Annotated in this window: 20 protein-coding genes; 10 read left to right on the plus strand and 10 right to left on the minus strand. The window is 71.6% G+C overall.

Features of this window, described 5'->3' with window-relative positions:
• Positions 1–65: 65 nt before the first annotated feature.
• Positions 66–2675: a glycoside hydrolase family 9 protein gene (locus EV382_RS03430; protein WP_130400190.1), complete on the minus strand. Its 2610-nt coding sequence runs from the start codon at positions 2673–2675 to the stop codon at positions 66–68.
• Positions 2676–2947: 272 nt separating this feature from the next.
• Here EV382_RS03430 and EV382_RS03435 point away from each other — a divergent pair, with 272 nt between their 5' ends.
• The gene (locus tag EV382_RS03435) at positions 2948–3673 is read left to right on the plus strand and encodes a PP2C family protein-serine/threonine phosphatase (protein ID WP_130400191.1); all 726 of its coding nucleotides are present in this window, start codon (positions 2948–2950) and stop codon (positions 3671–3673) included.
• 8 nt (positions 3674–3681) lie between these two features.
• Here the strand turns inward: EV382_RS03435 and hrpB are convergent, their stop codons facing one another.
• The 3 genes from hrpB to EV382_RS03450 are packed head-to-tail and all read right to left on the minus strand — an operon-like array spanning position 3682 to position 7359.
• Positions 3682–6222, minus strand: coding sequence for an ATP-dependent helicase HrpB (gene hrpB / locus EV382_RS03440; protein ID WP_130400192.1), 2541 nt, complete (start codon positions 6220–6222; stop codon positions 3682–3684).
• A 28-nt stretch (positions 6223–6250) separates the two neighbouring features.
• Complete coding sequence (locus tag EV382_RS03445; protein ID WP_130400193.1) at positions 6251–6451, minus strand: DUF397 domain-containing protein; 201 nt, start codon at positions 6449–6451, stop codon at positions 6251–6253.
• Positions 6452–6492: 41 nt separating this feature from the next.
• The gene (locus EV382_RS03450) at positions 6493–7359 is read right to left on the minus strand and encodes a helix-turn-helix domain-containing protein (protein WP_279636437.1); all 867 of its coding nucleotides are present in this window, start codon (positions 7357–7359) and stop codon (positions 6493–6495) included.
• A 141-nt stretch (positions 7360–7500) separates the two neighbouring features.
• Here EV382_RS03450 and EV382_RS03455 point away from each other — a divergent pair, with 141 nt between their 5' ends.
• From EV382_RS03455 to EV382_RS03465, 3 genes are read left to right on the plus strand one after another with little or no spacing between them, the layout of a single operon-like run.
• Entirely contained in the window at positions 7501–8127 is a 627-nt protein-coding gene (locus EV382_RS03455; protein WP_130400194.1) for a GOLPH3/VPS74 family protein, read from the plus strand.
• Between the two features lie 48 nt (positions 8128–8175).
• Positions 8176–9687 (plus strand): APC family permease, encoded by a 1512-nt coding sequence (locus EV382_RS03460; protein ID WP_130400195.1) that lies wholly within the window; start codon positions 8176–8178, stop codon positions 9685–9687.
• Entirely contained in the window at positions 9684–10274 is a 591-nt protein-coding gene (locus EV382_RS03465; protein WP_130400196.1) for a GNAT family N-acetyltransferase, read from the plus strand. Before EV382_RS03460 ends, EV382_RS03465 begins: the two co-directional genes overlap by 4 nt.
• A gap of 128 nt (positions 10275–10402) precedes the next feature.
• Here EV382_RS03465 and EV382_RS03470 read toward each other — a convergent pair whose 3' ends face one another.
• Positions 10403–11227 (minus strand): SigB/SigF/SigG family RNA polymerase sigma factor, encoded by an 825-nt coding sequence (locus EV382_RS03470; protein WP_130400197.1) that lies wholly within the window; start codon positions 11225–11227, stop codon positions 10403–10405.
• 367 nt (positions 11228–11594) lie between these two features.
• On the opposite strand from EV382_RS03470, the gene EV382_RS03475 reads away from it, so the two are divergent.
• Positions 11595–12344, plus strand: a complete 750-nt coding sequence (locus EV382_RS03475; RefSeq protein ID WP_130400198.1) for a hypothetical protein — start codon at positions 11595–11597, stop codon at positions 12342–12344.
• On the opposite strand, the gene EV382_RS03480 is transcribed toward EV382_RS03475, so the two are convergent.
• Positions 12293–13882, minus strand: coding sequence for a phospholipase D family protein (locus tag EV382_RS03480; RefSeq protein WP_130400199.1), 1590 nt, complete (start codon positions 13880–13882; stop codon positions 12293–12295). The two genes, EV382_RS03475 and EV382_RS03480, sit on opposite strands and share 52 nt — an antisense overlap.
• Positions 13883–14017: 135 nt before the next feature.
• Between EV382_RS03480 and EV382_RS33735 the strand changes: the two genes are divergently transcribed.
• Positions 14018–14146, plus strand: coding sequence for a hypothetical protein (locus tag EV382_RS33735; protein ID WP_256441970.1), 129 nt, complete (start codon positions 14018–14020; stop codon positions 14144–14146).
• A 64-nt stretch (positions 14147–14210) separates the two neighbouring features.
• Here the strand turns inward: EV382_RS33735 and EV382_RS03485 are convergent, their stop codons facing one another.
• Both EV382_RS03485 and EV382_RS03490 read right to left on the minus strand, forming a co-directional pair.
• A complete protein-coding gene (locus tag EV382_RS03485; protein WP_130400200.1) occupies positions 14211–15197 on the minus strand; it encodes a pirin family protein in 987 nt (328 codons plus the stop codon).
• 11 nt (positions 15198–15208) lie between these two features.
• Positions 15209–15691 carry a MarR family winged helix-turn-helix transcriptional regulator gene (locus EV382_RS03490; RefSeq protein ID WP_130400201.1) on the minus strand — a complete coding sequence of 161 codons (483 nt, stop codon included), beginning with the start codon at positions 15689–15691 and terminating at the stop codon, positions 15209–15211.
• Between the two features lie 157 nt (positions 15692–15848).
• Between EV382_RS03490 and EV382_RS03495 the strand changes: the two genes are divergently transcribed.
• Positions 15849–16382, plus strand: coding sequence for a GNAT family N-acetyltransferase (locus EV382_RS03495; RefSeq protein ID WP_130400202.1), 534 nt, complete (start codon positions 15849–15851; stop codon positions 16380–16382).
• Between the two features lie 199 nt (positions 16383–16581).
• On the opposite strand, the gene EV382_RS03500 is transcribed toward EV382_RS03495, so the two are convergent.
• The gene (locus EV382_RS03500) at positions 16582–17070 is read right to left on the minus strand and encodes an FBP domain-containing protein (RefSeq protein ID WP_130400203.1); all 489 of its coding nucleotides are present in this window, start codon (positions 17068–17070) and stop codon (positions 16582–16584) included.
• 60 nt (positions 17071–17130) lie between these two features.
• On the opposite strand from EV382_RS03500, the gene EV382_RS03505 reads away from it, so the two are divergent.
• Positions 17131–17700, plus strand: coding sequence for a TetR/AcrR family transcriptional regulator (locus tag EV382_RS03505; protein ID WP_130400204.1), 570 nt, complete (start codon positions 17131–17133; stop codon positions 17698–17700).
• A gap of 166 nt (positions 17701–17866) precedes the next feature.
• Here EV382_RS03505 and EV382_RS03510 read toward each other — a convergent pair whose 3' ends face one another.
• Positions 17867–18871: a hypothetical protein gene (locus EV382_RS03510; protein ID WP_130400205.1), complete on the minus strand. Its 1005-nt coding sequence runs from the start codon at positions 18869–18871 to the stop codon at positions 17867–17869.
• A gap of 94 nt (positions 18872–18965) precedes the next feature.
• Here EV382_RS03510 and EV382_RS03515 point away from each other — a divergent pair, with 94 nt between their 5' ends.
• Together EV382_RS03515 and EV382_RS03520 are read left to right on the plus strand one after the other, a co-directional pair.
• Positions 18966–19367, plus strand: coding sequence for a winged helix-turn-helix transcriptional regulator (locus EV382_RS03515; RefSeq protein WP_165435706.1), 402 nt, complete (start codon positions 18966–18968; stop codon positions 19365–19367).
• Positions 19364–19951 (plus strand): DUF1684 domain-containing protein, encoded by a 588-nt coding sequence (locus EV382_RS03520; RefSeq protein WP_130408402.1) that lies wholly within the window; start codon positions 19364–19366, stop codon positions 19949–19951. The genes EV382_RS03515 and EV382_RS03520 overlap by 4 nt, the downstream gene beginning before the upstream one ends.
• Positions 19952–19992 lie beyond the last annotated feature (41 nt).

The following is a 19992-nucleotide window of genomic DNA, read 5'->3' on the forward strand; positions in this document are numbered from 1 at the left end:
CCCGCCGACCGCGTGATCGTGCGGTCCTGGTGGCCACCTTCCCCTGGCGGCCACCAGGACCGGGCTCAGGTCAACGAGCAGGCCGCCCCGTTGACGGTGATCAGGCCGGGGCTCGGGTTGGCGCCGCCGGCGGTCGTCGCGTTGAAGCCGAACGTCACCGATCCGCCGGGTGCGATCTTGGTGTTGTACGACTCGTTGCGTGCGGTCACCGTCGCGCCGGACTGGGTGACCTTCGCCAGCCAGGCCTCGCGTACCCGCTGGTCGCCGGTGAACGCGAACCGCACGTTCCACCCGTTGACGGCCGTGGCGCCGGTGTTGCGGACGGTCAGCTGGGCGGTGAACCCGGTGCCGCCGTGCCAGGTGCCGTAGTTGGTGTAGTCCACCGAGCAGGTGGTCGCCGGCACCGCGCCGGAGTCACCCTGGTCGGCCAGGAACGAGGCGATCCAGGTCAGCGCCGAGTTCCAGTTGATCGCCACCTCGTTGGTCGAGTACGAGTTGATGTCGTCGACGTAGCAGAACATCGGCTCGCAGCCGGCCAGCAACTGTGCCACGAACGGGTCCTGAAGGGCCGCGTTCGGGCCACCGGCGAGCGAACCGGCGGGCGGTCGGGGCAGGCTCGGGTTGAGCTGGTTGCCGAAGATGCGGCTGTGCTGGTTCTGCGCGGCGTGCTCACCCCACCCGGTGATGTAGGAGATGTTCAGCGCGTTGCGACCGAGGATGTAGTCCATCGCCTGCACCGCGCCGTCGCGGTAGGAGGCGTCGCGGGTCAGGTCGAACGCGGTGGCCAGCACGACGGCATTGTTGATGACGTTGCTGTTGCCGCCCCAGAAGTAGCTGTTGGCGTCACCGGGCATCGGCAGCCCGTACGCCTGCCGGCGTAGCTCGGCGAGGTACGTGTCGGCGGCGGCGGTGACCGAGGCGCGGACCCGGGCCAGGTCGGCGGCGGGCAGCCCGTTGGGCACGGTGGCCAGGTCGAGGCGGCCCAGCGCGGCGACGCTCTGCCAGCCGAAGCCGCGCGGGTCGAACACGTTGCCGGTGTGGTGCGGCGACGCCGTCAGGTCGGTCAGGTAGGTCGCTGCCCCGGTGGTCAGGTACAGCTCGGCCGCCGCCCAGTAGAACTCGTCGGTGACGTTGCTGTCGTCGTACGCGCCGCCGCCGTTGCCGTCGGTCGGGCTGGCGTACACCGCCGGGTGGGCCTTGGCGGCGCTGTAGGCCGTCTTCGCGGCGGTGGCGCAGCGGTTCGCGAACGCCGCGTCGTAGGGGGCGAACAGGCGCGCGCACTGGGCGGCGGTGGCGGCCATGTTGAGGGTGGCCGCGGTCGACGGCGGGTGCAGCTCGCGCGGCTGCGGGTCGTCCTGCGGGGCCAGCGGCAGCCCGGTCCAGTTCTGGTCGTGGATCTTGTGGTGGACCATTCCGGCGAGCGGCTTGCCGGCGGGCACCTGCATGCGCAGCAGGAACTCCAGCTCCCAGCGGGCCTCGTCGAGGATGTCCGGTACGCCGTTGCCGCGCTCGGGCACCCGCAGGGTGCTGTCGCCCAGCGCCGCGCCGCCGTCGGCGGTGGCCGCCGTCTTGGTCCGCTCGAAGGTGCTCAGCAACTGGTAGGTGGCGATGCCGCCGTTGACCACGTACTTGCCGTGGTCGCCGGCGTCGTACCAGCCGCCGCGCACGTCCAGCGAGTAGTCGCAGACGCCCGGCTGGCAGGGCACGTTGGTGTCGCCCTGGTTGGGTGCGACGCCGAGGTGGCCGGCGGGGCGGGCGTACTCCTCGCCGATCAGGTCACCGTCGATCGCGATGCCGCTGCGCTGGGCGTAGAAGAACTGCAACGAGTCGGAGCGCAGCTGGTCGTAGAGGGTGCCGGAGATGTCGAACGGGTGGCTGGTCTCGCCGTCCACGGTGAGCGTCAGGCCGCGCGCCGGGGTGCGGTAGCTGGAGAAGTCGACGGTGTGCACGTTCTGCCCGGAGGCGGCGTCGACACCGCGCGCGGTGGTGGTGCCGCTGGCCACGACGGCCCCGGCGGCGGAGCGCAGCTGCCAGGGCAGCGCGGTGGTGGCCTCGGTGACGACCGTGGCGTTCTTCGGGCCGCCGGGCAGGTAGCCGACCTGGTTGACCCGGACCCGTGGCCCGGTGTCCGGAACGTACGGCTCGGGTGGCTCGCCGCCGCGCAGCGAGACGTCGTCGAGGCAGATGGTCTGCGCCTCGGGGGAGCCGCCGACCTGGAAGATCAGTTGGGCGTTGGGGTTGTCGTCGGGGACGGTGAAGGTCTGCTCGACCCGCTGGAGGGTGCCGGTGGCGGTGGCGTCCACTGCCGCGTACGTGGTGTACGGGGCGCTGCCGAGCTGCAACACGGCCTTGACGGCGGCGCCGGGCGTGGCGGAGACCGCGAAGCCGAGGGTGTATTCGGCACCGGCGATCAGCGGTACGCCGTCCTGGCCGATGCCGGCGTCCCACGGGTTCGCCAGCCCGCCGGCGACGGTGGTGCAGAGCTGGCCGTCGGTGACCGCCAGCGAGCCGGTGCCGAAGGAGAACCAGGGGCTCACCCCGGCGCTGAAGTCGCCGTTGTCGATCTGCTCGGGGGCGTCCGGTGGTGGGTCGGCGTGGGCCGCGCCGGCGCCGGCGCCGGTGAGGGCCAGAGTGGTCGCCGCAGCCAGCAGGAGGCGGCGTCGGGATGGCGTCACGGGGAGTCCTTCCGGGACGGGAGGGGGACGGTGGTGGCACGGTGGAGCTGCGAATTTTCTGGGAGCGCTCCCAGGTGTCTGCTCGATGTTTCCAGTGCCGGTACGCCATGTCAATTGATCTGGTTGGATGGGTTCGGGCATTCGACGAGGGCGGTCAGCCTGGCGGGCGCCGCCCGACGCGCCACCACCCGGACGTGAGATTGGCCGCGCCACGCGCCGTCGTCCTGATCTCCTAGAGACAACTGCGCCCTTCGCCTGGCAGGCTGCCTCCCATGACCCTGAAGCTGCGTTCCGTGGGAACGAGCGACCGTGGGCTGATCCGCAGCGGAAACCAGGACGCCCTGCACGCCGGCACCTGGCTCGTCGCCGTCGCCGACGGCATGGGCGGGATGGCCGCCGGTGACCTCGCCAGCGCCCTCACCATCGACGCGGTCGCCCCGTTGGATGTGGAGACACCTGAGGACGCGCTGGTGGCCGCGCTGGAGGGTGGCATCGCGTTGGCCACCTCCCGGATCCGCCAGGCCGTCGCCGAGGATCCCGAGCGCCAGGGCATGGGCACCACACTGACCGCCCTGCTCTTCGCCCGTACCGGCAGCTGCCTGGCGCTCGCGCACGTCGGTGACTCCCGGGCCTACCTGTTCCGTGAGGGCGTGCTCAAACAGGTCACCCGGGACGACACGTTCGTCCAGATGCTGGTGGACCAGGGCGTGATCACCGCGGACCAGGCCAGCAGTCACCCGCGCCGCGCCGTGGTCACCCAGGCCCTGCAGGGCGATGAGGTCTCCCCGTCGTACGCGACGATGGTGCCCCGGGCCGGCGACCGGTGGCTGCTGTGCAGTGACGGCCTCTCCAACGTGGTCCGTCCGGACACGCTCACCGAGGTGCTCAGTGGCTATCCGGACCGGGACGCCTGCGCCGGCAAGCTGATCGACCTGGCCCTGCACGCGGGCGCTCCGGACAACGTCACCGTCGTGGTGGCCGACGTCGTCGAGGAGTAGCCCGGCGCTCAGCGCCGGCGTGGCGTGGCGTGCCGGGTGGGGGTGGCCGTTCCCGGATCCTCCGGCCACGGGTGCCGGGGATAGCGCCCGCGCAGTTCGGCGCGGACCTGCGGATAGCCGGTACGCCAGAACGACGCCAGATCCGCGGTGACCGCCACCGGCCGGCCGGCGGGGGAGAGCAGGTGCAGCAGCACCGGCACCCGACCGTCGGCGATGCGGGGGGCCGCCGGCCAGCCGAACGTCTCCTGGAGCTTCACGGCGAGCACCGGCGCCCCCGGGTCGCGGTAGTCCAGCCGGATCCGGGAACCACTCGGCACCTCGATCCGCTCCGGGGCCAGCTCGTCGAGGCGGGCGGCCTGCGCCCAGGGCAGCAGCCGACGCAGCGCCGACGACACGTCCACCCGCGCCAGGTCGGCCCGGCGTCGGGCGGCGGCCAGCTCCGGGCCCAGCCAGCTCGGCGCGGCGTCGAGCAACGGCGCGTCATCGACCGCCGGCCACGGATCACCCAGGTGGTGCCGGAGGAACGCGAGCCGCTCGCGCAACGCCCGCGCCGCCGGTGTCCAGGGCAGCAACCCCAACCCGTCCTGACGCAGGCCCGTCAGCAACGCGTCGGCCACCTCCGCCCGGTCCGGTCGGTCCAACCGGCGCTCGACCAGCTCGATCGCGCCCAGCCGGGTCACCTCCCGGGCCACCACGTCCCCGTCGGACCAGCCGACCTCGCGACCCGTGCGCAGCAACGGCCCGGCGGCCTCCCGGGCCGTCGCCTCGTCCACCGGGGAGGCACGGCGGATGCGGGCCGACGGCGCGCCGGGGGTGCGGTCGGCGACCGCCACCGCCAGCCAGTCGGACCCGGTCAGCCCCGAGCCGGCGGCCAGCTCCGCGGCGGTCCCGCCGGTCATCAGGTACGCCGAACCGCCCGGCCGCCGCACCCGGGCCAACCGTTCCGGGTACGCCAACCCGACGAGCAGCCCGGCGGCGAGATCGTCGCTCAGCCGTCCCGAGCCGGCGAGGTCGGTGGCCTCGGCGCGGCTCCTGGGTGTGGCGTCGCTCGGCAGGGCGGCGCGCAGCCGGCGTACCTCGGTGCGCCAACGCGCGGTCGCGCCCGCGTCCACGCCGGTGCGCAGCCGACGCCAACCGGCGACCAGATCGTCACCGGGGCCGGCCGCGCTCTCCTCGGCCAGCAGGGCGACCACCTCGGCGGCCCGGTCGGCGCCCACCCGACCGGCGCCGTCGAGCAGCGCACGGGCCAGCCGTGGGTGCGCCCCGGCGGCGGCGATCGACCGCCCCCGCGCCGTGATCCGACCGTCGGCGTCGACCGCGCCCAGGGTCGCCAGGGTGTCCCGGGCCACCGTCATCGCGGCGGCCGGCGGCGCGTCGGGCAACGCGAGCCCCACGCCGTCCGGTCGGCCCCAGGCGGCCAACTCCAGCGCGAAGCCGGTCAGGTCGGCGGTGGCGACCTCCGGCTCGGCGCGGGCGGGCAGCCGTTCGTGGGTCGCCGCCGACCAGCAGCGGTAGACGTATCCGGGGGCTTCCCGGCCGGCCCGACCGGCCCGCTGGGTGGCGGCGGCGCGGGAGACCGGCACGGTGACCAGCGCGCCCAGCCCACGGGCCAGATCGATCCGGGGCACTCGGGAGAGCCCGGCGTCCACCACGATCCGCACGCCCGGCACGGTCAGGCTGGTCTCGGCCAGCGCGGTGGACAGGACCACCCGTCGTCGGTCCGCGCGACGCAGCGCGGCGTCCTGCTCGGTGCCGCGTTGCCGGCCGTGCAGTGGCAGCAGCGCGACAGTGTCCCGCAGGTCGGCCAGCCGGCCGGTGACCGCCGCGATCTCGCCGGCCCCGGGCAGGAAGACCAGGACGTCGCCGTCGTGCTCGCGCAGCGCGCGGCGGACGGTGGCGGCCACGTGGTCGAGCAGCGCCCGGTCCACCGGCCCGGCCCCGGGCGGGGCGATCGGGCGTGCCGGGGGCGCCCAGATCCGCTGCACCGGATGCAGTGCCGAGTCGGCCCGGACCACCGGGGCCGGGGTGGGCCCGCCCAGCAGCGCGGCGAACCGGTCGGTGTCCGGGGTCGCCGACATCGCCAGCAGCCACAGGTCCGGTCGGAGGGTGGCGCGCGCCTCCACGGTGAAGGCCAACGCGAGGTCGGCGTCGAGTTGCCGTTCGTGGCACTCGTCGAGCAGCACGGCGCCGGTGCCGGGCAGTTCCGGGTCGTGGTGCAGCCGTCGGAGCAGCAGGCCGGTGGTGACCACCTCGATCCGGGTGGCCGGGCCGACCCGGCGTTCCCCGCGCACCGCGTAGCCGACCCGTTCGCCGACCCGTTCGCCGAGCAACTCGGCCATTCGCCGGGCCGCGGCCCGAGCCGCCACCCGGCGAGGTTGGGCGATCACCACCCGACCGGTCACCCGGTCGGCCACGGCCAACGGCGCGAGGGTGGTCTTACCGGTGCCCGGCGGGGCCACCAGCACGGCGGCCCCGGCCGCGCCGAGCGCCGCGACCAGCGCCGGCAGCACCGGACGGACCGGCAGGTCAAGGGTTACGTCGGAGAGCACGGCCCAGTCTCGCACCGGCGCGGGCGGATCAGCGGCGACGGACCTCGTCGACGCCGAGCACGAAGGCCCGCCAGGCCGCCGCACCGAAGGCGAGCACCGGGCCGGAGCGGTCCTTGCTGTCCCGGACGGCGACCTGACCGTCGATTGTCGCGACCTCCACGCAGTTGCCGTTGCCGCTGCTGCGCGTGCTGGTGCGCCAATCTGCTCGGGTCCGGTCGTACGCCGTCATCCGCGGTACCTCTCGTCTGCGTCGGCGTGCCGCAGAAGCGGTCACGCAAAGTTACGAGAAGCCTCCTCAAGACGGGTCAGCGACGCCGTCGGATCGAGCGCCATCCGGCACAGCTCCTCGTGCAGAAGGCTATACCCGAGCACTTGATCGGCTTCCTCCAGAGCCAGTCCCATCGTGAGGTTATCCAGGTAAACCACGGACGCGTCGGCGGCGTCGGCGAAGTTGAGGATCACGTACGGGGTGCTCATGGCCGGATGGCCGCCGGCCGCGAATGGAAGTACCTGAATTGTCACGTTGGGTAGTTGAGCGATCCGGCTCATGTGGACCAACTGTTCGGCCATCACCGCGGTGCCGCCGACCGGGCGCAGGAGCACCGCCTCGTTGAGGATCACGGACAGGTCGACCGGGTCCTCGCGGCGCAGCACCTCCTGCCGGTGCAGCCGGGCGGCGACCTTGCGCTCCAGGCCGTCCTCACCGGCGGTGCGGCGGAAGATCTCCCGGGCGTACGCCTCGGTCTGCAACAACCCGGGCACCGACTCGGCCTCGTACGTGCGCAGCGCCGCCGCCTCGGCCTCCAGCCCGACGTAGAACTCGAACCACTCCGGGAGCACGTCGCTGTACTTCTGCCACCAGCCGCGCTGCTGCGCTCCTCGAGCGATCTCGATCAGCGCTTCGGCGTCGGTACCGGTCACCTCGTACAGGGCGAGGGCGGCGCGGACGTCGCGCGGCTTGATGCCGATCTGCGCGGTCTCGATCCGGGAGAGGTTGCTCTTCGACATGTCGAGCTGGCGGGCGGCCACATCGAGTGTCATGCCCGCGCGTTCCCGGAGTTGGCGGAGTTCCCGAGCGATGCGGCGGCGTCGGACGGTGGGGCTGGCGGCGGGTCGGATGGTGGGAGTGGCGGTCACCGTCCGAGTCTGCCACGACAAGATCCGCAGGTCGCGCCTGCACGGAGTGCAACTTTCAAATGTGGGAGTTGCGTTGCAGTAGCTGTCGGTGCATCCTTTCTCGGTCGCGATCACTGTGGACACACCTGTGCGGGAGGACCGTTGCTCATCGCCGACGAGTTCTTCCTGATCGCGCACAACGACAGTCGCGGTAAGGCCAAACTGCACCCGGCGGCGACCGGGCTCGGGCTCGCTGGCGGCCTCCTCGGCGAACTGATCCTTTATGGACACATCACCGTGCTGGCCGGGCAGATCACCGTCATCGACCGGCGCCCGCCGGCCGACGCCCTGGCGCACACCGTGCTGGACCAGTTGGTCGGCGAACCCCATCACCAGGAGCTGCGGACCTGGCTCAGCTTCCTGGCGCAGAGCGCGACGACCTCGGTGGGGGAGCGGCTGGCCCGTGCCGGGGTGCTGCGCCGCCAGGAGAGCCGCCGGCTGCTGCGTACCACCGTCAGCTACCTGCCGATCGACCTCAACGCGGTGGCCTGGCCGGCCACCCGACTGCGGGCCCTGCTGGACCGGCCGGACCCACCGGGCGTGCCGGACGCCCTGCTGCTGGGCCTGGTCGTGGCCGCGGGCCTGACCCGGGAGGTGCTGTGGAGCGCCGGCCCCCGGGCGCATCACCGGTTGAACGTCCTCCTTCCCGCGTTGCCGGCCCCGCTCAAGGAACTCGTCGGGCACACCGAGGCCGCCGTCGGCGCCGCCGTGCTGCGCGGCATCCCCTGACCCCCCTGGTAACCCCCAACCCTCCCCTCGACCAATCGGAGTAGTCGTATGCCCCCGACATCGACAAGCGACCGACCCAGCAACGTCTCTGAAGCCCTGGCCCGAGGTCGCCTCGGCATCCCCTCGGTGATCTTCTTCGTCCTCTCCGCCGCCGCGCCGCTGACCGTGGTGGCCGGCGTCGTCACCACCGGCTACGGCGTCATCGGGGTGACCGGAATCCCGCTGGCCTTCCTGCTGATCGCCGCGGTGCTGGCGCTCTTCGCGGTGGGTTACGTGGCGATGTCCCGCCGGGTGGAGAACGCCGGCGCCTTCTACGCGTACGTCTCCCGTGGCCTCGGTCGACCGGCTGGCGTGGGCGCCGCCTGGGTCGCGCTGATCGCGTACAACGCGTTGCAGGTCGGTCTGTACGGCACCATCGGCGCGGCGGCCCAGCCGGTGCTCGACCGGATCTTCGGCGGGCACCCGCCCTGGTTCGTCGTGGCCCTGGTGGCGTGGGCGTTGGTCGGCCTGCTCGGCCTGCTCCGGGTCGACCTGAACGGCATGGTCCTGGCCGCGCTGCTGATCGCCGAAATCGTGGTGGTCCTCATCTTCGACCTGGGACAGCTCGGCAACCCGGCCGACGGGCAGATTAGCTTCGCCTCGTTCTCGCCGGACAACCTCTTCGTGCCGGGCGTCGGCGCGGTGCTGGTGCTGGCCGTCCTCGGCTTCGTCGGTTTCGAGTCGGCGGTGGTCTTCAGCGAGGAGAGCAAGGACCCGAAGCGGACGGTGCCGCTGGCCACCTACCTCTCGGTGGCGATCATCGCCGGGGTGTACGCGCTGTCGTCCTGGACCATGACGGTCGCCGTCGGGCAGGACCGGATCGTCGCCGAGGCCGGCGAGCAGAGCATCGAACTGATCTTCAACCTGGCCGCCGCGCACCTCGGCAACACCGCGGTCACCATCGGGCAGGTGCTCTTCCTGACCTCGGTGCTGGCCGCGATGATCTCCTTCCACAACACCACGGCGCGCTACACGTTCGCACTCGGTCGGGAGCGCGTGCTGCCGGCGGTGTTCGGGCAGACCTCGGCCCGGACCGGGGCGCCGCGCGCCGCCTCGGTGGCGCAGAGCATCCTCGGGCTGCTGGTCATCCTGCTGTACGCCGTCAACGGCTGGGACCCGGTGGTCCAGCTGTTCTTCTGGATCGGCACCACCGGCGGCTTCGGTGTCCTGCTGCTGATCGCGACCACCTCGGTCGCGGTGATCGCCTACTTCGCCCGCTCCGCCGGCGGCGAGAACCTCTGGCGACGGGCCATCGCACCCGGCCTGGCCACCATCGCGCTCTTCGTGATCATCTGGTTGGCCGTGTCGAACTTCGCCAACCTGCTCGGTGTCGCGCCGGACTCCACCCTGCGCTGGGCGCTGCCCGCCGCGTACCCGATCGCCGCCCTGCTGGGCATCGGCTGGGCCCTGCTGCTGCGCAGCAACCGACCCGACACGTACGCCCGGATCGGCCTGGGCGCGGCGAGCGCCGCCGCCGCGGTCAAGCCGGCGGAGCCGGCCGCCGTGGAGGTGACCCGATGAGCGTGGTCATCGAGCGGCTCGGACCGGAGGAGACCTCCCTCGTGGCGGGTCGGATCGCCGAGGCGTTCACCGTCCTGGAGGTGACGAAGTGGCTGGTCCCGGACGCGAGCAAGCGGGAGGCCGTGCTGGCCGGGGACTTCGAGATCCTGGTCGGACACGCGATGCGACACGGCATGGTCCACGCCACGGCGGACCGGGCCTCGGTCGCGGTCTGGTTTCCGTCGGTCGGCGAGCCGGCGCCGCCGCCGGCCGACTACGACGCCCGACTGGCCGCCGCCTGCGGCGACTGGACCGACCGGTTCCAGTACCTCGACGAGCTGTTCGCGGCGAACCACCCGCATCCGGATCACCACCACCTCGCGTTCCTGGCGACCCGGCCCGACCGGCAGGGGCAGGGGCTGGGTACCGCGCTGATGCGCCACCACCACGCCTGGCTGGACGCCAACCGGATGCCGGCGTACCTGGAGGCGAGCAGCCCGAGCAGCCGGGACCTGTACGCGAAGCACGGCTACGTGGCCGGCGAGCCGTTCCGGGTGCCCGACGGCACACCGTTCTGGCCGATGTGGCGGGAGCCGGTCGGCAACTGATCAGGCCGGCCGGGTCGACGCGACCCCGCCGGTAGGCGTCACGGTCCGCGCTGTCACGCGGATGTGACAGCGCCGACGTGCGGGAGGGACCGGGTCTGTCGACCCGGCCCCTCCCGCACGCGTATTGGTCAGCAGGTGCCGTCGAGCTGGCCACGCAGCTTGGTCAGCGCCCGGGTCAGCAGCCGGGAGACGTGCATCTGCGAGACGCCGATCTGCTCGGCGATCTGCGACTGGGTCAGGTTGCCGTAGAAGCGCAGGGTGAGGATCTTCTGCTCGCGCTCGTCGAGGGTGGCCAGCGCGGGGCCGAGTGCGACCCGCAGCTCGGCCAGCTCGAACTCGCTGTCCTCGCCGCCGAGCATGTCGCCCAGCTCGGTGGCGCGCTCGCCGTCGCCGGTCGGGGTGGACAGCGACACCGCGTTGTACGCGCGGGCGCCTTCCAGGCCCTCCAGCACCTCCTCCTCGGTGAGCTTGAGGTGCGCGGCGATGTCGGCGACCGTCGGCGAGCGGCCCAGCGTCTGCAGGAGCGAGCTGTTGGCGTCGGAGATGGCCAGCCGCAGCTCCTGGAGCCGGCGGGGCACCCGGATGTCCCAGGTGCGGTCGCGGAAGTGCCGCTTGAGCTCGCCGATGATGGTGGGGATCGCGTAACCGGCGAAGTCGACACCGCGCGAGGGGTCGAACTTGTCGATGGCCTTGATCAGGCCGATCGCGGCGGTCTGCGCCAGGTCGTCGTTCGGCTCGCCGCGCCCGCTGTAGCGGTGGGCCAGGTGGTTGGCGAGCGGCAGCCAGGCCTCGATCGCGCGGTCCCGCAGCGCGGGGCGCGACGGGTGGTTGGCGGGCAGCGCGGCCATCGCGTTGAGCAGGTCGGCGGCGCTGTCGGTGAGCGCGCGGGGGTCGAGCTTGGTGCTGGCCTTGACGGCGGTGCTCGGCTGCTCGGTGATCGTTGGCGCGGTCATGGGTGGTCCTCCCTGCACCTCGTCCGCGGACAAAAAAGCGTGACGCTTCGGTTTAGCTCCCAATGGGCCGTTCGGGAGTCACCTTAACCTGATCGTCTCCTCAAAATCTAGCCGAAAGGCTGATGTACTTAAGGGGTGTTCGGCTACAAAGCAGGCAATCGGTGCGGAATCTGAGACGGTTGTGAGGATCCTTACCCGCACTTTCCGCACATCCGGTCGTCCAGCCGCTGCCACCGATCGGCCCCGGTGTCACGTCGACCGGTCAACATGAAATCCGACAAGTCGGCAGGAGTGTCGACTATCCGTCCTTGTCCCGCTGGCGGGACTGGCCGTAGCGTCGCGTGTACACACCCGGTTCGGAGGCACCGTGCTCGATCCAGCCGCTCCCCAGCTCGTCGTGAACAGTCGCACCCTCTACTTCAGCTGGTTGCCGGCGGATCCCGACGCGGTCGCCGCCCTGGTGCCCCCGGGGCTCTGCCCCCGCCCTGACCGGCAGGTCTTCCTCAATCAGTACGTCGTCGACGACGAGACCCAGACCTCCGGCTTCGGGGCGTACTCGCTGACCTATCTCGGCGTCTCGCTGCTCGGCGTCGACGCTCCCGGCGGCCTCAACCCGGGTGGCTGGTGGACCCACTACGTGGCCTCCAGCCGGCGGGTCCGTGAGTACGCCGTCGCCCGCGGCGCCCCGGTGCTCGCCGGGCGCACCCGGATCGAGGTGAACGGCGACGACCTGCTCTCCGAGACGGAGATCGACAGCACGCCGTTGATCAGGGCGCGGTGTCGGGTGGGGGAGACCGGCCATGTGATCAGCGCGGGGCACCACCGCTACTTCACCCGGCGCGACGGCCAACTGCTCAGCTCGGCCTACCCGTTCATCGCCGAGCCGGTCGCACCCTTCGAGATCGAGTCGGTGGAGTTCCTACAGCCCGGTCACCCGATCTACGCGCTGCGCCCGGCCAACCCGCTGACCATCGGCTTCGGCTACTACTCACCGCGCTCGTCGTTCGCCTACCCCGGCGGGCTGAGCGTGCACGCGGTGGCGGCGCCGGAGCCGACCCGACCGCTTCACCAGGTGCCGGCCAGCCTCGCCCGCAGCGGCCTGCCGTCCGGGTCGTAGACCAGCCGGTACACCGGTAGCGCCCAGGCCCGGGTGTACCACGGCAGCCGCTCGGGGCGGTGCGGGCGCAGCCGCCCGGGTGGGCGTTCCCCCCGCTGGCCGTCGTCGTACCACCGCTGGAGCGCGTCGGCGGCGGCGGTGACAGCCGCGACGGCGTCCGCCGGGTCCAGCAGGTCGGCGTCGTCCGCGCCGTCCGGATCACGGTCCAGGTGCTCGCGCCACAGCCGCAGTCGCAGGTCCCGGGCGAAGCTGCGCGCGCCGTCACCCTGCCCGGCCGGGTCGGTGGGCTCCCGCTGGTCCAGCGTGTCGTCGAGCACCGCGCAGGACAACTCGCTGTCGTGCGTCCAGGACCGCCGGTTGAAGTTGTCGCTGCCCACACTGGCCCAGACGTCGTCGACCACGCACACCTTCGCGTGCACGTAGACCGGGTCACCGGCGTGGTTCTCCACGTCGAACACGTGCACCCGGTCCGGTGCGGCCTGTTCACACAGCGACAGCGCCTGCTCACGGCCGACCATGTTCGGCGGCAACGCCAGCCTGCCGTCCACGTCCGGGTGGCGGGGGACGACGGCGATCAGGTGCAGGTCCGGGTTGTCCCGCAGCGCCTGCGCGAACAGGTCCGCGACCTCGGCCGACCAGAGGTACTGGTCCTCCAGGTAGATGAGTCGGCGGGCACGGCGGACCGCCTTGGTGTAGCCCCGGGCCACGGTCCGCTCCCCGTCCGGTGCGAACGAGTAGCGGGGACGGACGGCGGGGTAGGTGCGCAGCACCTGGATCTGGTGCGGACCGCAGGGTGGCGGATCCGGCGGCTGTTCGGGTAACGGGTCGGGGTGCAGGTCTGAGCCGCGCAGCCGATCCCGCAGGTAGGCCATCGGGTTCTCCGAGTCCAGGGGCATCGGGTCGGTCCACCGTTCCCGGAACAGGGTGTCCAACGCGCCGACCACCGGACCGCGCACCGCGAGCTGTACGTCGTGCCAGGGCGGGTGGGTTCCGTACCGGGGGGACATCAGCACGGGTTGCCGGTCGCCGCGGTGCGCGGCGTCGTCACGGCGGCTGTGGCACAGGTCGATCCCGCCGGCGAAGGCCACGTCCCGCTCGGGCGCGCCCCGGTGCCGCAGCACCACGAGCTTCTGATGATGCGAGCCACCGCGCCGGACCCGTTGGTCCAGCAGCACCTCTCCACCGGCGGCCGAGATCGTCTCGCCGAGGTCGCGGTTCTCCGCCTCGCTGTAGGCCAGCACGTCGAGGTGCGAACGCCAGATCAACCCCTTGACCACCACGCCGCGCTGCGCGGCCTGGGCGAAGAGTTGGGCCACGGTCGGACCGTCCGGGCGTAGCCGCTGGTCCGGGTCACCCCGCCAGTCGGTGAAGAACAGGTGATCGCCGGAGCCCAGGGCCTCGACCTCCGCCACCAGCCGATCGAAGTACGCGGCACCGTGAATCAACGGCTCGGCGAGGTTTCCCGTCGTCCATACGGGTATCCCAGAGACCGGGTTGGCGCGTTCCTCCGCGGTGAGAAACCAGTCCTGCAACGGCACCGTCAGCCCTCCCGGAGGTCGGCAACGTCCTCACGGTAGGACCCCCGACGCGGGTCCGCACGCCAGGGCGACCGTGACCGGCGACCTGGCCACCGCCAGCGGAAGTGACGCGACAACAGCCGAGGAGGCCACACCATGCCCCGCGACACGACGAACCCCGTGACCGAGAACCGCGAGCCGGCGGTGGAGAGCGAACGGGGTGCGCTGGTAGCGGTGTTGGTGATGGTGATTCTGGGCGTCGCCGGGATTTTTGCGGTCTCCTGAGGCGGCGCCGACGCCTCCGGGGTGAACCGGGGGCGTCGGCGCCGACCTCAGCGCTCGACCGTGGTCAGGGCCGAGTGCCCTGGCCGCCGGTGTGCGGCAGCCGCTCGGCGGGAATCACACCGAGCCGGCCGGCCTGGAAGTCCTCGAACGCCTGGAGCAACTCGTCGCGGGTGTTCATCACGAACGGGCCGTACTGTGCCACCGGCTCCCGGATCGGCTGCCCACCCATGATGTAGAGGTCCAGAGCCGGGGTGTTGCTGTCCTGCGCGGTGTCGGCGCTGAACCGCAGCGCGTCACCCCGCCCGTGCACCGCGAGCTGGCCGGTCCGCACCGGCCGCCGGTCGACGCCGACCGTGCCGCGACCGCCCAGCACGTACACCAGGGCGTTGAAGTCGGGTCGCCAGGGCAGGTCGACCTGCGCGCCCGGCTGCACCGTGACGTGCGTGATGGTGATCGGGGTGAAGGTCGAACCCGGGCCACGGTGCCCGGCGACCTCACCGGCGATGACGCGGATCAGCGCGCCGCCGTCGGGCGTGGTGAGCAGCGCCGACTCCCGACCCCGGATGTCCTGGTATCGGGGTGGGTTCATCTTGGCCGAGCGGGGCAGGTTGACCCACAGTTGGGTGCCGTGGAAGAGGCCGCCGCTCAGCACCAGGTGCTCCGGCGGCGCTTCGATGTGCAGCAGGCCGCTGCCCGCCGTCATCCACTGGGTGTCGCCGTCGGTGATGGTGCCCCCACCGCCGTTGGAGTCCTGGTGGTCGAAGACGCCGTCGATGATGTACGTGACGGTCTCGAAGCCGCGGTGCGGGTGCCACGGGGTGCCTTTTGGCTCGCCCGGCGCGTAGTCGACCTCACCCATCTGGTCGAGGTGGATGAACGGGTCCAGGTCGGTGGTCGACACCCCGGCGAAGGCGCGACGGACCGGGAAGCCCTCACCCTCGAAGCCGCTGGGCGCGGTGGTCACCGTGCGGACCGTGCGGATCGTGGCGGCCTCGTCGAGTCGAGGCAGGCGGGGAAGGACGAGAACGTTGTCGACGGTGATCGCGGGCATGTCGATGGCTCCTAACGTGGGGCAGGGGTGGTCGAGCTGGCCTGCGATGCCCGCAGGCGCTCGCCGAGCCGGTCGAAGACCCGGGTGAGGCAGGCGACCTCGGCGTCGTCGAGGTCGTCCATCAGGTGGGTGCGTACCGACGCCAGGTGGTGGGGTGCGGCTTCCCGCAGGGCGAGCAGCCCGGCGGCGGTGAGCACCGCCTCGCTGCCGCGCCGGTCGTCCGGGCAGGGCTCCTTGCTGACCAGGCCACGGCGCTGCATGGAGGAGACCTGGTAGGTGAGGCGGCTGGGCGAGAAGATCAACCGGCTGGCCAGCTCGCCCATCCGGAGGCGCTGCCCGGGTGCCTCCGAGAGCAGGACCAGCACGTGGTAGTCGGCGAAGCTGAGGTCGCTGTCGACCCGCAGATCCTCCTCCAACTGGGTGTAGAGGCGCTGGCTGGCCTCGATGTAGGTCCGCCAGGCGGCCTCTCGGGTGCGGTCCAGGCTCTCGGTCATGCCCACGACAGTAGCACTCTTTCAAAATTTAACTAACGGGTTTGTTCGTTGCCTGGATCACTTCTCTACGCTCTACGGGTAGAGCCGTCCAACTTTGAACAAAGTCTGCGGTAATTCGGCGGCGCGCAAGCCGTACGGTGTGCCAGACTCCGGCCTCGTGGAACACGTGGAACTCACCGCCGCCGACCTGTTGCTGCGCCCCTGGCGAGACGAGGACGCTCCCGCGGTGCGTGACGCCCTGCGCGATCCGGCCATCGCGCAGTGGAACCCGCAGGGTGACGGCCAGATCGACGACGAGGTCGCGCTGCGGTGGGTGCGCCGCCGAGCCGACTGGTCCACCGGCACCCATGCCTCGATGGCGGTCACCGCGGCGGCCGACGGCAAACTGCTCGGCTCGGTGTCGCTGCACAGCATCCACGACGGCGGCGCGTCCATCGGCTACTGGACGGTGCCCGCGGCACGTGGGCGTCAGGTGGCGGTGCGGGCCGTCGTGCGGCTCACCGACTGGGCGTTCGCGGACCTCGGGCTGCACCGGGTGGAGTTGTGTCACGCGGCGGCCAACCCGGCGTCCTGCCGGGTGGCCGAGCGCGCCGGCTACGCGGCCGAGGGCACGCTGCGCGAGTCGTACCGCTACGGCGACGGCCGCCGCTACGACGAGCACCTGCACGCCCGCCTGGCCACCGACCGCTAGCCGCGGGCCGCGCTCCGGGCGGCCTCCAGGCCTGAGGCGAGGCGTGCAGGTCCCCGCCGTGCCTGTAGACCTGCCCCACAGGTGGGGCAGGCGTCGGTGTGGTTGGGCATGGCACGGTGTGGAAGGGGTGGACCAGATATGGGGCAGCTCTACAGGTCGACACCAGTGCGGCCCGGGCTGCGCGGACAGGCGCCAGCCGTCACCCGGTGACCTTGCGGAGGAACGCCGCGAGGGCGGCATTGACGCGGTCGATCCGCTCCGGCAGGGGCAGAGGCTCGGGCGCGGGGGGCCCGGCGCGCTTCTTGCCCCGCAGGTAGCACGAGCAGGCCAGGTCGGAGCACAGGTACGTGCCGACGGAATCACCCTGCCGTCCGCTCGGGCCGGCCTTGGGGGCGGTCATCAACGAGACGCCTCCGCCCAGGTGGGTGGTCAGGCAGAACGAGCACATGCTGTGCCGCACGCGCCCCGTCTGGTGCGTGGCAGCCCGCAGCACCACCCCGGCCAGCCCGCCGTCGGTCTCGGCCACCAGGTAGGCCCGCTGTGGTGCGGACGGGTCCCGCCAGCCGAGGAAGTCGAGGTCGTCCCACGGGCGCATTTCAAGATCATTGGGTACGGTCAGCCGCTTCGCCTCGCCCCGACTGCAGTTGATGAAGGACGAGCGGATGGCGGATTCGGTCAGGACCAACATAGGTAGTAGTCTAGCCCTCCTAGGCAAGTGATTATTAGGGATAGGTTGGGAGTGTGCGGCATGGCACGTGCCGGGGTTACCGCCGAGCGCCTGACGCTGGCCGCGGCCGAGCTGGCCGACGAGGTGGGCGTGGAGAACGTGACGGTCGCCGCAGTCGCACGCCACTTCGGGGTCAAGGACGCGAGCCTGTACTTCCACATCAAGAACGCGCGGGACCTACGTGTCCGGATCGCCCTGCTGGCCCTGGCGGAACTGGCCGACCGGGTCGCCACCGCCCTCGCCGGTCGCGCCGGCAAGGACGCGCTGGTGGCCTTCGCCAACGCGTACCGGGACTACGCGAGGCAACACCCGGGCCGCTACGCGGCGATGCAGATCGACCTCGACCCGGAGACCGCAGTGGCGAGCGCCGGCCCTCGGCACGCGGAGATGACCCGGGCCATCCTGCGTGGCTACCGCCTCACCGAGCCCGACCAGACCGACGCGGTGCGGATGATGCACAGCACGTTCCACGGGTTCGTCAGCCTGGAGAAGACCGGCGGCTTCCGGCACACCCCCCGTCCGACCGACGACTCGTGGACCCGCACGTTGGACGCCCTCGACGCCGTGCTGAGCAACTGGCCGTCACGCTGACGGCCGAGCGGGTACGCGATGCCCGCCCGGCCGATCTTCATGGTTGTGCGCGGATCAGGGCGTCGCCGGTGCCGTGACGTTCACCAGCCAGTCGGTTCCGACTGGTAGAACCGCATCGCCTGTCGAGCGTTGCCGACGAACGTGGGATAGGGACTGACCCGGGCGGTCATCGTCCCGCCTCGGCGGTGAGCGGGCGGCGTCGGGCGGTTCGCTGCCGGAGCAGGACGAATCCGAGGCCCGCCAGGAACCAGGTGGTGAGGACGGCGAGGGGCGCCACTGTGTGTGCGCCGGAGAAGTAGCCGAAGTTGTTGACCGCTCGTACGGCAGCGCCCGGAGGAAGCTTTCCCGATATCGCCTGCGCCCACTGCGGTAGCAGGTCGACCCCGATCGTGGCCCCGCTCGTCGCGTTGCCGATCGTCGTGAGGGTGAGGACGGCCAGGGCGATGCCCGCCGGCCCGAGCCATGCTCCCAGAGCCTTCGTGGTGAAGGCGCTCGCGGCGGACAGGAGGATGAGCGAGAGGGCGAGCAGTGGGAACGGGGCCGTCAGTGAGCCGTAGACGGGACCTGCGACGGTCGCTGCGATCACACCGATCGCGACAGCGAACCCACCCATCGCGTAGAGGCGGTGGCGAAGGCGGACCTTTGCGGCGGCAGCGGTGAGCCCTTGCGCGAGGACGAACGACGACAGGGTGACGCCGAACACCACGTAGAAGGCGGACAGGCCTCGGCTGTCGTAGGTGGCAAGCGGCACGATGTCGTTCTCCTGGACGGTCGCCCCCGTCTTCGTGGCGAGGCCGGCCGCGAGTTGACGTGCCGCACCGCTCTCGCTGAACCCGCTCGCGCCCGCGTACTCGAGTGTCAGCGTGGTGGGGGAGGGCGCGCCGAGGACGGCGACGGCATCGCCGTGTCGCACCATGGCCCGGCCGTCCGCGACGCTCGCGACCTCGGTGACGGCCACTGTGTTGCCGAAGCCGGCCTGGGCGTTGTTCGCCAGTTGCTCGCTGACCACGGCGATCGGCAGTCGGCTCGGCTCTGGGTCGCGTTGCAGTCCGACATAGATCGCGATGAAAGCGGTGCCGATGATCAGTCCGGTGATGACGAGCGTCGTCCAGGCTCGGCGTTGGTCGACGAGAGTTGCTGCGTCGGTGCGTGGTTCAGGTGGCGACGTCATGGGCGCTTCCTCGGGTAGTGTGGTTTGAATGTCCAACCAAGCGAACCGTAGCACTGACGGTTTGAAATCCAAACCGGAGCGGGACTCTCTCGCTGTGGCGCTCGACGCGGTCAACGACAGGTGGTCGCTGCACATCGTGCGAGCGCTCGCATTCGGCGCCTCCCGGTACACCGAGATCCTTCGCGTCGTCGGCGCGCCCAGGGACGTTCTCGCCGCCCGGCTGCGCAAACTAGCCCAATCCGGCATCCTCCAGGCATGTACCACCGAGAACGGCAAAGTCTCGGGGTACGAACTCACCCAGAAGGGCAAGGACCTTGGGCAGGTCATCCTTGTTCTCAAGCGCTGGGGGGACACCTACAGTGACGACGACGTGCCCAGTGTCGACTTCATCCACACCGTCTGCGGCCAGGAGTTCGTCGCCGAGGTGCGCTGCCAGGCGTGTGGCAGGCCCCTCCGGTCCGGCGAGTTGTCTTTCGGCGAGGACCCGGCATGCTGACTGACCTTGAACTGGCCGACTGGCGGGAGCGGGTGGCCCGGCTGTACCTGTCCGACGTCGACCTGACCGGGTTCCGGGCACAGCGCGACGAGCTGTTCGCCACCCACCCGCAGAGTCCGATCCCGCCGGCGGAGCGAGCCGACTTCACCGGCGTCCGCTACTTCCCCGCCAACCCGGACGCCGTGCTGGAGGCGCCTCTGCGCCCGGCCAGCGGCGAGCTGCGCATCGACACCGGCGGCCCGGACGGGGTGGTCGCCTACCGGCGGGTCGCGGTGGCCGAGACATCATGGGGGCCGCTGACCCTGTGGTGGATCGAGGCGTACGGGGGTGGGCTGTTCGTACCGCTGCGCGACGGCACCTGCGGGCGGGAGAGCTACGGGGGAGGCCGGTACCTCACCGACACGGTGAAGGGCACCTTCGGCCGGGGCGTCGAGCTGTTGCCCGGCGACCGGGTCCGGCTGGACGCCAACTACCTCTACAACCCGAGCTGTGCCTACGACGACCGCTGGGCCTGCCCCCTCGCACCCCCGGAGAACCGGGTCGACGTGCCGCTGCGGGCCGGTGAGCAGGCGTACCACGACTGAACGGCCGCCCCGACGTGCTGCCGGGACGGCCGGTCGATCGT

The organism is Micromonospora violae, assembly GCF_004217135.1.
GTDB classification, from domain to species: domain Bacteria; phylum Actinomycetota; class Actinomycetes; order Mycobacteriales; family Micromonosporaceae; genus Micromonospora; species Micromonospora violae.

Coding starts and splice junctions, on each gene's coding strand:
- EV382_RS03435 (WP_130400191.1), top strand. CDS start 2,948: ATGACCCTGAAGCTGCGTTCCGTGGGAACGAGCGACCGTGGGCTGATC.
- EV382_RS03445 (WP_130400193.1), bottom strand. CDS start 6,451: ATGACGGCGTACGACCGGACCCGAGCAGATTGGCGCACCAGCACGCGC.
- EV382_RS03460 (WP_130400195.1), top strand. CDS start 8,176: ATGCCCCCGACATCGACAAGCGACCGACCCAGCAACGTCTCTGAAGCC.
- EV382_RS03465 (WP_130400196.1), top strand. CDS start 9,684: ATGAGCGTGGTCATCGAGCGGCTCGGACCGGAGGAGACCTCCCTCGTG.
- EV382_RS03470 (WP_130400197.1), bottom strand. CDS start 11,227: ATGACCGCGCCAACGATCACCGAGCAGCCGAGCACCGCCGTCAAGGCC.
- EV382_RS33735 (WP_256441970.1), top strand. CDS start 14,018: ATGCCCCGCGACACGACGAACCCCGTGACCGAGAACCGCGAGCCGGCG.
- EV382_RS03485 (WP_130400200.1), bottom strand. CDS start 15,197: ATGCCCGCGATCACCGTCGACAACGTTCTCGTCCTTCCCCGCCTGCCT.
- EV382_RS03490 (WP_130400201.1), bottom strand. CDS start 15,691: ATGACCGAGAGCCTGGACCGCACCCGAGAGGCCGCCTGGCGGACCTAC.
- EV382_RS03500 (WP_130400203.1), bottom strand. CDS start 17,070: ATGTTGGTCCTGACCGAATCCGCCATCCGCTCGTCCTTCATCAACTGC.
- EV382_RS03505 (WP_130400204.1), top strand. CDS start 17,131: ATGGCACGTGCCGGGGTTACCGCCGAGCGCCTGACGCTGGCCGCGGCC.
- EV382_RS03510 (WP_130400205.1), bottom strand. CDS start 18,871: ATGACGTCGCCACCTGAACCACGCACCGACGCAGCAACTCTCGTCGAC.